The 12,182-nt window shown below is 74.0% G+C and carries 14 protein-coding genes; 8 read left to right on the forward strand and 6 right to left on the reverse strand.

Annotation, left to right across the window (positions count from 1 at the left end):
- The first annotated feature begins 249 nt into the window (after positions 1-249).
- On the forward strand, positions 250-1,452 hold the full coding sequence (locus BLS43_RS16925) for a reverse transcriptase family protein (protein WP_093085593.1): 1,203 nt from the start codon (positions 250-252) through the stop codon (positions 1,450-1,452).
- A gap of 70 nt (positions 1,453-1,522) precedes the next feature.
- On the opposite strand, the gene BLS43_RS16930 is transcribed toward BLS43_RS16925, so the two are convergent.
- The 3 genes from BLS43_RS16930 to fbaA are packed head-to-tail and all read right to left on the reverse strand — an operon-like array spanning position 1,523 to position 4,091.
- Positions 1,523-2,608, reverse strand: coding sequence for an FUSC family protein (locus BLS43_RS16930; protein ID WP_237195137.1), 1,086 nt, complete (start codon positions 2,606-2,608; stop codon positions 1,523-1,525).
- Between the two features lies 1 nt (position 2,609).
- The gene (locus tag BLS43_RS16935; protein ID WP_093085725.1) at positions 2,610-3,023 is read right to left on the reverse strand and encodes a DUF3151 domain-containing protein; all 414 of its coding nucleotides are present in this window, start codon (positions 3,021-3,023) and stop codon (positions 2,610-2,612) included.
- Between the two features lie 33 nt (positions 3,024-3,056).
- The gene (gene fbaA / locus BLS43_RS16940) at positions 3,057-4,091 is read right to left on the reverse strand and encodes a class II fructose-bisphosphate aldolase (protein ID WP_093085596.1); all 1,035 of its coding nucleotides are present in this window, start codon (positions 4,089-4,091) and stop codon (positions 3,057-3,059) included.
- A 100-nt stretch (positions 4,092-4,191) separates the two neighbouring features.
- On the opposite strand from fbaA, the gene BLS43_RS16945 reads away from it, so the two are divergent.
- Genes BLS43_RS16945 through BLS43_RS16950 form a run of 3 tightly spaced genes read left to right on the forward strand, consistent with a single transcriptional unit; the run spans position 4,192 to position 5,785 of the window.
- Positions 4,192-4,815 (forward strand): RNA polymerase sigma factor, encoded by a 624-nt coding sequence (locus tag BLS43_RS16945; protein WP_093085599.1) that lies wholly within the window; start codon positions 4,192-4,194, stop codon positions 4,813-4,815.
- Positions 4,816-4,828: 13 nt separating this feature from the next.
- The gene (locus BLS43_RS30075) at positions 4,829-5,047 is read left to right on the forward strand and encodes a hypothetical protein (protein WP_176921377.1); all 219 of its coding nucleotides are present in this window, start codon (positions 4,829-4,831) and stop codon (positions 5,045-5,047) included.
- A gap of 36 nt (positions 5,048-5,083) precedes the next feature.
- A complete protein-coding gene (locus tag BLS43_RS16950) occupies positions 5,084-5,785 on the forward strand; it encodes a DedA family protein (protein ID WP_093085602.1) in 702 nt (233 codons plus the stop codon).
- Here BLS43_RS16950 and BLS43_RS16955 read toward each other — a convergent pair.
- The gene (locus tag BLS43_RS16955; RefSeq protein WP_093085605.1) at positions 5,757-6,803 is read right to left on the reverse strand and encodes a glycoside hydrolase family 76 protein; all 1,047 of its coding nucleotides are present in this window, start codon (positions 6,801-6,803) and stop codon (positions 5,757-5,759) included. The genes BLS43_RS16950 and BLS43_RS16955 overlap by 29 nt on opposite strands.
- A gap of 55 nt (positions 6,804-6,858) precedes the next feature.
- On the opposite strand from BLS43_RS16955, the gene BLS43_RS16960 reads away from it, so the two are divergent.
- The 3 genes from BLS43_RS16960 (at position 6,859) to BLS43_RS16970 (ending at position 9,267) form a co-directional block, all read left to right on the forward strand.
- On the forward strand, positions 6,859-7,305 hold the full coding sequence (locus tag BLS43_RS16960) for a DUF4262 domain-containing protein (protein WP_093085608.1): 447 nt from the start codon (positions 6,859-6,861) through the stop codon (positions 7,303-7,305).
- A gap of 70 nt (positions 7,306-7,375) precedes the next feature.
- Complete coding sequence (locus BLS43_RS16965) at positions 7,376-8,584, forward strand: thiolase family protein (RefSeq protein ID WP_093085611.1); 1,209 nt, start codon at positions 7,376-7,378, stop codon at positions 8,582-8,584.
- Positions 8,584-9,267: an SDR family oxidoreductase gene (locus tag BLS43_RS16970; RefSeq protein ID WP_093085614.1), complete on the forward strand. Its 684-nt coding sequence runs from the start codon at positions 8,584-8,586 to the stop codon at positions 9,265-9,267. Before BLS43_RS16965 ends, BLS43_RS16970 begins: the two co-directional genes overlap by 1 nt.
- Before the next feature lie 115 nt (positions 9,268-9,382).
- Here the strand turns inward: BLS43_RS16970 and BLS43_RS16975 are convergent, their stop codons facing one another.
- Positions 9,383-10,036, reverse strand: a complete 654-nt coding sequence (locus BLS43_RS16975; protein WP_093085617.1) for a TrmH family RNA methyltransferase — start codon at positions 10,034-10,036, stop codon at positions 9,383-9,385.
- Positions 10,037-10,166: 130 nt separating this feature from the next.
- On the reverse strand, positions 10,167-11,591 hold the full coding sequence (locus BLS43_RS16980; RefSeq protein WP_093085620.1) for an AAA-type ATPase lid domain-containing protein: 1,425 nt from the start codon (positions 11,589-11,591) through the stop codon (positions 10,167-10,169).
- A 153-nt stretch (positions 11,592-11,744) separates the two neighbouring features.
- On the opposite strand from BLS43_RS16980, the gene BLS43_RS16985 reads away from it, so the two are divergent.
- The coding region (locus tag BLS43_RS16985) for an amidohydrolase family protein (RefSeq protein ID WP_176921378.1) at positions 11,745-12,182 on the forward strand (438 nt) is incomplete at its 3' end.

Consider the following 12,182-nt stretch of genomic DNA (forward strand, 5'->3'; position numbering starts at 1 on the left):
GGCGAACCGTCGGGCCCTCGGGCCCGGCCTTCGCGGCTCCGGGGCAACCCCGGAGTGCACCATCCCTGCACCGCACGGCGTCCCGCGCGCGGCGGCCCGCACCACGGGGACGTGGGCGCGCGGCGGACGAGAGCCCAGGTCGTACGGGCACCGCGACATCACCCGCATGATCCACCGTCGGGGAGCGGGCCGGTCGGGGAGCGACCGGGTCCCTCCCGACGTGTGGATCACGGCCGTCGGGTCCGCGCGGTGACCGATCCGGAGGCGGTGCTGCGGGCGCTGCTCGGGGTGCCGTGGCGCCTCGGGGCCCTGACCCACACGCTGGGCGAGGTCCTCGGGGAACGGGCGCCCGAGGTCGCCGCCCGGCTGGTCGATCAGTGGCCCGAGGCGCCGCGGGCCGCCCACGCCGAGCTGCTGGCGGGGATCCGGGGCGCGCTCGGGCGCCGCATCGTCGTCGAGGAGCCGGCACCGGTGTGGCGGTGGCCGGTCGCGCGCTGGGCGAGCGTGGACGAGCTGGCCGCCGGGCTGGACCTGCGCGCGGGCGAGCCGGAGTGGTTCGCCGACCCCGGCGGCTGGCTGCGCCGGGCCCCGGAGGGGCCGCTGCACCACTACCGGGCGGTGTGGCGCGGCGACCGGCTGATCGAGACGCCCGGGCCGCGGCTGGCCGAGCTGCAGCGCCGGATCGGGCGCCGCGTGCTCGGGCGCATCCCGGTGCACCCCGCGGCCCACGGCTACGTGCGGGGGCGCTCCCCGTTCACCCTGGCCGCCGAGCACGCGGGCCGCGCCATGGTCGTGCGGCTGGACGTCGAGGGCTTCTTCACCCGCATCGGGCCCGCCCGCATCGCGGGCCTGCTGCGCGCGGCCGGCTACCCGGCCGCCGTCGCGCGGGTGCTGGCCGGGATGCTCGTGGCCAGTACGCCCCGGGCGGTGCTGCGGCGCGGCCCGTCGTCGCAGCGGCAGCGACTCGCGCTGCCGCACCTCCCGCAGGGCGCACCGAGCTCGCCCGCCGTGGCGAACCTGCTGGCCCACGGGCTGGACCGGCGGTTGGGCGGGCTCGCCGCGGCCGTCGGCGCACGGTACGGGCGCTACGCGGACGACCTGGTGTTCTCCGGCGACGAGCTGCCGGTGCACGGGCTGGTCCGGCGGGTGTCGGCGATCGCGGCGGCGGAGGGCTTCACCCTGCGGCCGGACAAGACCCGGATCATGCCCGCGCACCACCGCCAGCGGGTCACCGGCCTCGTCGTCAACGCCACCCCCGCCGCCTCCCGCCGGGACTACGACGACCTGCGCGCGCTGCTCCACAACTGCGTCCAGCACGGACCCGACGGCCAGAACCGCGAGGCGCACCCCGCCTTCCGCGAGCACCTGCTCGGCCGGATCGCGTGGGTCGGGGCCGGTCGCCCGGCCCGCCGGGCCCGGCTCCGGGAGCTGTTCGACCGCATCGCGTTCTGAGCCGCCCCGAGGTCGTGCGTGGGAAGTGGTGCTCTGGCACCACTTCCCACGCACGGGCGGCGGAGCCGCGCTACAACTCGGCCCGCAGCGCGGCGACGGCCTCGCGGCGGGTCAGGCCCGTGGCCTGGAGGAGATCGATCGCGATGGAGCGCAGCTGGGCGACCATGACCTGCTCGGACATGCCCAGGTCACCCGCTTCGGCGAGGATCGGGGCCTCGTGCACCAGCTCGAGGATCGCGTCCCGGGCCTGCTCCCGGTGGCCGCCGCGCACCTCGTCCGCGAGCCTGCGGACGGCGGTGGCGAGCTGGGTGACGGCGTCCGGCAGGGCGTCGACGGCGGGTTCGTCGTCCTGGAGGGCGGCGAGGGCCCGCCGGGCGAGGACCCGGGTGTTGCGGAAGGCGTAGTCCACGCGTTCGGCGAGCTCGGAGAACCGGGTGAGCTCGGCGCGGTGCGGGCGCCTGCCGGGGGCGACGGTCGTGACCTCGCGCCCGGAGCGGACGGCGGCGCGCAGGTCGTCGACGATCGGCTGGGAGGCGCGGGCGCGGGACAGCGCGGCGCTCGCGGCCTGCTCGTCCCGGGCCCGCAGCGCGTCCGCGATCCCGAACAGGACCGCGGACAGCTCGTCGAGCGCGTGTCGTGCCTGCCTGCGCACCGGCCCGAGCGGGTGGGACGGCAACACCGCCACCACCAGCACGCCGACGGTCCCGCCGATCAGCGCGTCGACGCACCGGTCGATCCCGCCGGTGTCCCCCGGCGGGAGCAGGGTCGCGACCAACACCGCGGACGCACCGGCCTGGGCGACGATCAGCGTGCCGCCGTCGGTGAACACGGCCGCCGCGACGGCGAGCATCACCACCAGGGCGATCTGCCAGACCCCGGTGCCGATCCAGGAGATGAGCAGGTCGCCGACGAGTACGCCGAGGCTCACCCCGACGACCAGCTCGCCCGCCCGCCGCAGCCGCGAGCCCAGGGACACCCCCAGGCTGATCACGGCCGCGATCGGGGCGAAGAAGGGCCGGGCGTGCCCGACCAGGTCGGCGGCGACGAACCAGGCGAGCCCGGCGGCGAGGCCGCACTGCACGATCGGCAGCGCGGACGCGCGCAGGCGGCGACCGCCCAGCGCCAACCGGGCCCGGGCCCGGCCCGCGACCGTCACCTCAGGAGACGCCCAGGGCGGCCGCGGCCTCCGGGTCGGACTCGGTGATGAACGTCCGCAGCCGCTCGACCTCGTCGGTCTCCCCGATGGCCTCCGCGGCCCGGTACAGGGCACCGAGCGCACGCAGCACGCCCCGGTTGGGCTCGTGCGCCCACGGCACCGGGCCGAAGCCCTTCCAGCCGTTGCGGCGCAGCAGGTCCAGCCCGCGGTGGTAGCCGGTGCGGGCGTAGGCGTAGGCCGCGACGGTGTGCTTCTCGGCCAGGGCGTTCTCCGCCAGGGTGGCCCAGGCGAGCGAGGACGCGGGGTTCGCCGCGGCGACGTCCGCCGGGTCCTCGCCCGCGGCGAGGGCCGCCGCGGCGGGGTCGACGGGCAGGCGGGTCGGCTCAGGCCCCAGCAGGTTGCCGTGCACACTCATGCCGCCCATCCTGCCTCGTCGGCCCGGACGCGGTCAGCCGGCCAGGGACTTGCCCGCCGACTTCAGCGACTCGCACGCCTCGACGACCCGCTCCGACATCGCGATCTCGGCCTTCTTGCCGTAGGTGCGCGGGTCGTAGGTCTTCTTGTCGCCGACCTCGCCGTCGACCTTCAGCACGCCGTCGTAGTTCGTGAACATGTGCGCCGCGATCGGGCGCGTGTAGGCGTACTGGGTGTCGGTGTCCACGTTCATCTTCACGACGCCGTAGGACAGCGCCTCGTGGATCTCCTCCAGCAGCGAGCCGGAGCCGCCGTGGAAGACCAGGTCGAAGGGCTTGGAGCCCTCCGGGAGACCCAGCTTCGCCGAGGCGACCTGCTGGCCCTCCTTGAGGATCTCCGGGCGCAGCTTCACGTTGCCCGGCTTGTACACGCCGTGCACGTTGCCGAACGTGGCGGCCAGCAGGTAGCGACCCTTGTCGCCGCCGCCCAGCGCCTCGACGGTCCGCTCGTAGTCGCCCGGGGCGGTGTAGAGCTTCTCGTTGATGTCGTTCGCGACGCCGTCCTCCTCGCCGCCCACGACCCCGATCTCGATCTCCAGGATGATCTTCGCCTTGACCGCCTCGTCGAGCAGCTCGGCGGCGATCTTCAGGTTCTCCTCGAGCTCGGTGGCCGAGCCGTCCCACATGTGGGACTGGAACAGCGGGTTGCGGCCCGCGTCCACCCGCTCGCGGCTGATCGCGATCAGCGGCCGCACGTAGGTGTCCAGCTTGTCCTTCGGGCAGTGGTCCGTGTGCAGGGCCACGTTCACCGGGTAGGAGTCCGCGACGACGTGGGCGAACTCGGCCAGCGCCACGGCGCCGGTGACCATGTTCTTGACCCGGGTCCCCGACAGGAACTCCGCGCCGCCGGTGGAGACCTGGACGATGCCGTCGCTGCCCGCCTCAGCGAAGCCACGCAACGCCGCGTGCAGGGTCTGCGAGCTGGTGACGTTGATCGCCGGGTAGGCGTACTCACCGCTCTTGGCCTTGTCCAGCATCTCGTTGTAGATCTCGGGGGTGGCGATCGGCATCTGCGCGCTCTCCTCGGGGTCCGCCGGGTGTCGCCCGTCAGTATCGCCCACCAGGCGCGACTCACACGGGGACGTCAGTCACGCTCGTTAAGGTAGGCCCGTGGGGGTTGGAGCGGGAACGGGTGGGTTCGAGAGCCCGGTCGAGCAGACGGTGGACCGGACGCTGAGCCGGTTGCGGCGCATCGACTCGCGTCCGGACCCCGAGGTGGAGGCTCCGCAGGCGGGCGGCCCGCTCACCCTGGCGGACCTCTACCGGGACCACCGGATGCGCCTGGTCCGGCTCGCCGTCCTGCTCGTGGACGAGCCCGCCACGGCCGAGGACGTCGTGCAGGAGGCCTTCGCGGGCCTGCACCGGCACTGGAGCGGCCTGCGGGACGAGGCGGCCGCCGTCGGGTACCTGCGCACGGCGGTGGTGAACGGGTCGCGGTCGGTGCTGCGCCGGCGTCGCACGGCCCGGGAGTACGTGGCACCCCACCAGGTCAACGCCCGCTCCGCGGAGTCGCTGGCCATGCTCTCCGCCGAGCACCAGGCCGTGGTCGACGCGCTGGGCACCCTGCCGCCCCGCCAGCGCGAGGTCCTGGTGCTGCGCTACTACGGGGGACTGTCCGAGGCGGAGATCGCCGAGGCCGCCGGGATCACCCGCGGCACGGTGAAGTCGACGGCGAGCCGCGCGCTGGACACGGTGGCCCGGGTCATGGCCGAACGGTCCGGCGGACCGGGGTGAGAGACTGGCCGCCGTGACCCACCCCGAGGACAGAGTGGCCGAGGCGCTCCGGGCCCAGGCCCGGGTCTCCGCGACCGGCCTGCCGCCGCGCCCGCACGGTGACCCGCGAGCCGCCCTGCGCCGCCAGATCACGCTCGCCCTCGCCGTCGCGCTGCTGGCCGGGGTGCTGTTGGGGGTCGGGATCGCGCTGGTGTCGCTGCTCGCCCCCGGGGTGCTTCCCACGGTCGGCTGACGGGGCCCACAGGGTGGCCCGGTACCGTTTCGCCCTGTGACCACCACCCTGGCGCTCGGTCCCGAGTGGCTGAAGCCCGACGTCATCATCTCGTGGCTCGGCCCGTGGGCGCTGCTCGGCCTGGCGCTCATCATCTTCGCGGAGTGCGGCCTGCTGCTCGGCTTCTTCCTGCCGGGCGACTCGCTGCTGTTCACCGCGGGCCTGTTCGTCGCGACGGGGGCGATCGGCACACCGCTGTGGGTGGTGTGCGTGCTCCTGGTGGTCGCGGCGTTCGTCGGCAACGTCGCGGGGTACTGGATCGGCCGCAAGGCGGGTCCGGCCATCTTCGACAAGCCCAAGAGCAGGCTGTTCAAACCCGAGCACGTCGAGAAGACCCAGGGCTTCTTCGACAAGTACGGCAACCGGGCCATCGTGATGGCCCGGTTCGTGCCGATCGTGCGGACGTTCATCACGGTCATGGCGGGCGTCGGGCGGATGGAGCCGAAGCGGTACTTCACCTACTCGCTGATCGGCGGGGTGGCGTGGGCCGCGGGCGTCACGGTGCTGGGCTACTTCCTGGGCCAGTTCCAGGTCGTCCGGGACAACATCGAGCTCATGCTCATCCTGATCGTGCTGATCTCCGTGCTGCCGATCATCGTCGAGGTGATCCGGGCGCGGAGGCAGAAGCCCGCCGCGGGGCTCGACCCCGACGCCACGGTGCAGCTCCCGGTCATCCGGCCGGACGACCGGCGGCACTGACCCGCGCCGCCGCCTCCAGCAGCATCCAGGCGCTGAGCTGCACGGACAGGTCCCCCTCCGGGGCTCCCGGCGCGGGCACCCGGGCGGCCTTGCGCCAGTCGTGGGCGAACGCGGGGCCGTGCGGGGTGTCGGCACGGTGCTCCCAGACGGACTCGGCGCTGGCCAGGACCAGGTCCCGGGCGTGCGGGAGAGCCGGTAGCCGGACAGCGGCCTCGGCCAGGTAGCGGGCGAGGATGCCGTTGAACAGGCCGCCGTCGCCGCCGTCGTCGTAGCCGCCGACCACACCGTCCGGCTCGGCGAGCCGGGCCGCCGTGGCCTCGAGGACCCCGCGGGCCCGCTCCCGCCACCGGGCGTCGCCCCGCCGCCGCGCCAACTCCACGCAGGCCCCCAGGTAGACGCCCTGGCAGTAGGTGTAGGTGGTCGTCTCCCGCGTCCCGCCCACCCGGATCCCGTCGATCACCAGACCGCTGTCGGGGTCGACGAGGTTCTCCGTCATCCAGTCCGTGAGCGCCGCCGCCCGCTCGACGTCCCCGGTGCGGGCCAGCAGGATCGCCGCCGGGCCGTTGGCGGGGGCGTTCTTGAAGTCGTCCCCGCGGCGCCACCAGATGCCTCCGCCGAGGTCGTCGGTGTACCCGGCGCGCAGGCGCGCGGTGATCGCCGCGACGGCCCGCGCACCCGAGCGGGCCCGGGGCCCCGCGCGGTGGACGGCCAGGCCGAACCAGGCGATGTCGTCGTAGTAGTCGTTCGTCCAGCGGCCGAGGTTGCGCAGCCGCACGCCACGGACCAGGCCGGCGATCTGTGCGGACCGGCGGGGCGTCGGGCTGCGCTGCTGGGCGTCGACCAGGCAGTCGAGGAGATGGGCCTGCCACCAGTAGTGCCAGGGCCCGAAGCGGCGGGCGCGGGGGCTGCGCACCCGGCCGATCCGGGTGGCGGGAACGGACCCGCCGACGCGATGGAGGTACCGGGCCACGACGGCGCGTTCGGCGGCGGCCGCGCGCTCTGTCCACAGGGTGGTCATCACCCCTGATCCTGGCAGAGGGAACTTGTCGGGGGTCGGCCCTACCGTCCCGGGCATGAACCACGACACCCCCGCCTCCGTCCATCGCGCCGACCAGTACGAGGCTTGGCAGCGCGAGACCATCCGCCGCCACGGCTGGGCGCTGCAGGCCGTCCTGGGAGACGTCGAGGGCCCGCCCTTCGTCTACACCGTCGGGCTGTCCGGCTTCGGGCATCCCGAGCTCATCGTGTTCGCGGTGGGCCGGGCCACCGCCGCCCGGCTGCTCAACCGGCTGGGCGCGTACGTCCGGATCGGCGGCCGGCTCGGCCCGGGGGACACCGTGGGGTTGCCGGACGGGCTGGTCAGCGTGGTGGAGTTCCCCGACCCGGAGCCCTGGCTGACCGCGGCGCAGCGGCTCTACCGCACGCCGGGCGGCCCTCCCGTGGAGGCGTTGCTGGTCATCCCGGAGGAGGGGTACGCCGAGCTGCCCGGCTCGGACGGGCCGTGCGTGCTCTGCGAGTGACGCGGCAGTCCTTGCTGAGTCTCGCTGCGCAATGCAGACTGGGTTGCAGTGAGAGACCCAGGAGGTCGTGATGCGTGACGCAGTGATCGTCGAGGCCGTCCGGACACCGGTCGGCAAGGGCAGGCCGGGCGGGGCGTACGCCGAGGTCCATCCGGTGGAGCTGCACGCCCACGCGCTGCGCAGCCTCATCGAGCGGGTGCCCGGGTTGCGCCCGCACGAGATCGACGACGTGATCGGCGGCGTCGTCGGGCAGGTGGGCGAGCAGAGCGGCAACACCACCCGGTTCGCCGCGATCGCGGCCGGACTGCCCGAGTCGGTGCCCGGCGTGACCGTGGACCGGCAGTGCGGGAGCAGCCAGCAGGCGCTGTCCTTCGCGGCGAACGGGGTGATCGCGGGCGAGTACGACATCGCGATCGCCTCGGGCGCGGAGTCGATGAGCCACGTGCCGATCGGCAGCTCCGCGCTGGTCGACGGGGTGCGTCAGGACGTCGCGGGCCCGTCGATCAGCCGGATCTACCCCGGCGGGCTGATCCCGCAGGGCGTCAGCGCCGAGCTGATCACGCGGAAGTGGGGGCTCTCCCGCACCCGGCTGGACGAGTTCTCCGCGGAGAGCCACCGCCGCGCCGCGGCCGCCTGGGAACAGGGGTTCTTCGCCTCCCAGGTGGCGCCGGTGAAGGTCACCCACGCGGACGGCTCCGTCACCCAGCTCGAGCGGGACGAGACGATCCGGCCCGGGACGACCGTCGAGACGCTGGCCGGGCTGCGCCCCGCGTTCGCGGACCAGCGCTGGACCGACCGCTTCGGCGAGCTCGACTGGTCGATCACCGCGGGCAACTCCTCGCCGATCAACGACGGCTCCGCGGCCCTGCTCGTCACCACCTCGGAGATCGCGGCGGCGCGCGGCTGGCGGCCGCGGGCGCGCGTCCACACCACCACCGTGACGGGCGACGACCCGATCTACATGCTCACCGGCATCATCCCGGCCACGGCGAAGGTGCTGGCCAGGGCCGGGCTGACCATCGCGGACATCGACGCGTTCGAGGTCAACGAGGCGTTCGCGCCCGTCGTCCTGGCCTGGCTGGCCGAGACCGGCGCGGACCCCGCGAAGGTGAACGTCGACGGGGGCGCGATCGCGATCGGGCACCCGCTCGGCGCGAGCGGGGCCCGGCTGGCCACGACCCTGCTCGGCGTCCTCGAGCGGACCGGCGGGCGCTACGGCCTGCAGACCATGTGCGAGGCGGGCGGCACCGCCAACGCCACGATCCTGGAGCGGCTCTGATGCAGATCGCCGGAAGCACCGTGCTGGTCACGGGCGCGAACCGTGGGCTCGGCGCCCACCTGGCCCGGCAGCTCGTCGAGCGCGGGGCGAAGACGGTCTACGCGGGCGCGCGGAACCCGAACACGGTGACCGACCCCCACCTCGTCCCCGTGGCGCTGGACGTCACCGACGCCGCGGCCGTCGCCGAGACCGCCGCGGACCTGCCGGACGTCGACATCGTGATCAACAACGCCGGGCGGGCCGGCGCGGGCTCGCTGCTCACGGGAGACCTCGACGCGGCCCGCGCGGAGTTCGAGACGAACCTGTTCGGTCCGGTCACCGTGGCGCGGGCCTTCGCGCCGGTCCTGGCGCGCAACGGCGGCGGGGCGGTCGTGAACATCCTGTCGGTGCTCTCGTGGCTCGCGCTCCCGCCCTCGGGTGCGTACTCGGCGTCCAAGGCCGCGGCCTGGTCGTTCACGAACTCGCTGCGGGCGGAACTGCCGGACACCCAGGTCCTGGCCGTGCACGTGGCCTACATGGACACCGACATGACCGCCCGGCTGGAGGTTCCGAAGATCTCCGCGGCGGGCGTCGCGACCCAGATCCTGAACGCGCTGGAGGCCGGCGCGACCGAGCTGCTGGCGGACGACGTCAGCCGCCAGGTGAAGGCGGGCTTGTCCACCCCGCTCGCCGCGCGAGCGTGACCTGAGCGCTCCGGAAGGCACGCTCCGGTGACACTCGGCGCACCCCGACTGCGCGGGCGTCACCGGAGCGCGGTGCCGAGAACGCTGCCGTCACGTTCGCGGGTCGGCGGTGCGCTCACCAGGCGGTGTCGAGGTCCGCGTGCTGCCGGACCCAGGTGTGCATCACGATCCCGCCTGCCACGCCGGCGTTGATCGAGCGGGTGGAACCGAACTGCGCGATCGACACCAGCAGGTCGGCTCCGGCCCGGGCCTCGGGGGTGAGGCCCGGGCCCTCCTGCCCGAACAGCAGCACGCAGTCGCGCGGGAGCTCCGCGGTCTCCAGCCGCACCGAGCCCTCGGTGTTGTCCACCGCCACGACCGCGAGCCCGTGCGCGCGGGCGAACGCGACCAGACCGGAGACGCTCTCGTGATGGTGCAGCGTCTGGTAGCGGTCGGTGACCATCGCGCCCCGCCGGTTCCACCGCCGTCGTCCGACGATGTGCACGGCCGCCGCGGCGAAGGCGTTGGCCGTGCGCACCACGGTCCCGATGTTGTGGTCGTGGCCGAAGTTCTCGATGGCGACGTGGAAGGGGTGCGCCCGCGCGGCGAGGTCCGCCACCACCGCGTCCCGGCGCCAGTAGCGGTAGGCGTCCACGACGTTGCGCCGGTCACCGCCCGCCAACAGCTCGGGGTCGTAGCGGGGGTCGTCGGGCGGCGCGCCCACCCACGGGCCGACCCCCACCTGCCCGGGCACCGCCCACTCCGTCGCCCCGGGATCGTCGTCGCTCACGGGCGGCCATTGTGCCCGGCCGCCCCACCCCGCACGTTTCGTGCTCTCCGTGCTGTGCGCACCACCGTGAGCGCACACAAATCGTGATCATGCAGCACTGGGAGCACGAAACGTGCGATCGTGGTCGGCGCTACTCCGGGCGGATGCCGTACTGGGTGATCTTGCGGTAGATCGTGGCGCGGCTCATGCCCAGGTTCTTCGCGGCCTGGGTGACCGTGATGCCGGGTTCGGCGAGGGCACGGGCGATCTCGTCCCGCTCCAGGGTCTCGATGCGGGTCAGGGTGCGGCTGGACCCGCAGAGGACCTCGGGGGCCAGGTGGTGGACGTCGATCACGTCGCCCCTGGTCACGGCCTCGCGGACCACGCGCCGGAGCTGTTCGGCGTTGCCGGGCCAGGCGAAGGTGCGCAGGGCGCGGGCCGCGGCGGGGGTGAAGCGCACCGCGCGGCCCCGGACGACCTCGCCGAAGTACTCGGCCAGCGGGAGGACGTCGTCGGGCCGTTGCCGCAGCGGCGGCAGCGAGACCACCGTGTCGAGCAGGCGGGAGAGCGGGTGCGGGATCCCCGCGGCCTCCGACGCCGTCACCGCGAGCGAGGCGCCCCGCGCGGCACCCACGATCGTGGCCAGCTCCGAGGCCGCCCACAGCGGCAGCGCGTCCACCCCGCCCGCGATCACGCTGGTGCGGTCCTTGGCGAGCTCGGGGGTCCACAGCGCGAGCCAGGAGTCGGCGTCCCGCGGGTCCGGCGGGCGGGCGTTGAGGATCCGGTGGTCGCGGTGCACCCGGCGCAGCGCCGCGGCGAGCAGCGCGGTCTTGCCGACGCCGGCCTCCCCGATCACGCCCACCGTCCGGCCGGACCGCAGCGCCGCGACGGTCTCGGCCAGCGCGGACTCCCAGGCCTCGCCGAGGGCGGGCGGCGACGCCGTGTCGCGCTGGGCGGTGAACACGCGGAAGACCTCACCCTTGGGGGTGGGTCGGGCCTGCGCCCCGCGGCCGCGGGCGAGCATCAGGGTGGAGGTGTGGCCCGCCGCCGTCTGGGCGAGCGCGAGCAGCAGACCCGCGGACTTCTCCGACCAGGTGGTGAGGTTGACGCTGCCGAGCAGCCGTCCGAACACGGGGTCCATGACCGGGGCGGCCGCGCACGTGTAGCCCCACAGCCCGGTGCAGTAGTGCTCTTCGCCGCGCACGAGCGACGGCGCACGGTCGGCCAGCGCGAGGCCCAACCCGTTGGTCCCCGCCTCGCGTTCGGAGAAGGCGAACCCGGGGGCCAGGTAGGTCTTGTCGAGCGCGCTGACCAGGGCCGACTCGTCGCACACCCGGCTGAGGACGAGGCCGTCGGCGTCGGTCAACATCATGCTGACGGGCTCGCCGGACAGGGTGTCCCGCAGCCCGCCCAGGATCTCCTGGCCGCACTCGTAGAACAGCGATCCGTCGACCGCGCTGTCGACGCCGCCGCTGAACGCCGGGTTCACGGCGTCGAGCGGGATGCCGTAGTCCTCGCTGCGCCGCCAGGACGCGGACAACCGCGGGGTCGCGGTGACGCTCCGCTGGACCTCCATCTGCGCACCTCCTCGGACGCTGCTCCCGACCCCAATGTGACACACACCCGTGGTCCGGCGGTGCCGAAGACGTCTCACGTTGAGACTCGTCACGGCCCTGCGGACCCGCTCGCGCCGCCTACCGTCGCCGACACCGACTGACAGGAGACAACGGTGTACTCGAAGGACGGCCAGGACTACTTCATCGTCGACGCCCACGTCGCGCTGTGGGACGCGCGACCGGAGAACCAGCGCAACATCCACGGGAAGCAGTTCATCGACTGCTTCTACGACTACCACCGCAACCTCAGCCCGGAGTCCGAGGTCTGGCCCTACGAGGACTACCTCTACCAGGGCGGTGACCGGCTGATGCACGATCTGTTCGAGGTCGGTCACGTGGACCACGCGATCTTCCAGCCCGCGGCGCTGGGCGAGTTCTACGTGAACGGGTTCGGGCAGACCGAGGAGGCGTCGGCGCTGGCGAAGGCGCACCCGGACAAGCTCACCTACAACCACTGCTGGGACCCGCGCTTGGGCGAGCAGGGGCTGCGGCAGCTGCGTGAGGACGCGAAGCGGTTCGGGCTCAGGGGCTGCAAGCTCTACACTGCGGAG

Source organism: Pseudonocardia oroxyli, assembly GCF_900102195.1.
Taxonomy (GTDB): domain Bacteria; phylum Actinomycetota; class Actinomycetes; order Mycobacteriales; family Pseudonocardiaceae; genus Pseudonocardia; species Pseudonocardia oroxyli.

What these genes read in the sequence shown, in the direction of transcription:
- BLS43_RS16970 (WP_093085614.1), top strand. Translation starts at nt 8,584, where the DNA reads ATGCAGATCGCCGGAAGCACCGTGCTGGTCACGGGCGCGAACCGTGGG.
- fbaA (WP_093085596.1), bottom strand. Translation starts at nt 4,091, where the DNA reads ATGCCGATCGCCACCCCCGAGATCTACAACGAGATGCTGGACAAGGCC.
- BLS43_RS16965 (WP_093085611.1), top strand. Translation starts at nt 7,376, where the DNA reads ATGCGTGACGCAGTGATCGTCGAGGCCGTCCGGACACCGGTCGGCAAG.
- BLS43_RS16955 (WP_093085605.1), bottom strand. Translation starts at nt 6,803, where the DNA reads ATGACCACCCTGTGGACAGAGCGCGCGGCCGCCGCCGAACGCGCCGTC.
- BLS43_RS16980 (WP_093085620.1), bottom strand. Translation starts at nt 11,591, where the DNA reads ATGGAGGTCCAGCGGAGCGTCACCGCGACCCCGCGGTTGTCCGCGTCC.
- BLS43_RS16935 (WP_093085725.1), bottom strand. Translation starts at nt 3,023, where the DNA reads ATGAGTGTGCACGGCAACCTGCTGGGGCCTGAGCCGACCCGCCTGCCC.
- BLS43_RS16960 (WP_093085608.1), top strand. Translation starts at nt 6,859, where the DNA reads ATGAACCACGACACCCCCGCCTCCGTCCATCGCGCCGACCAGTACGAG.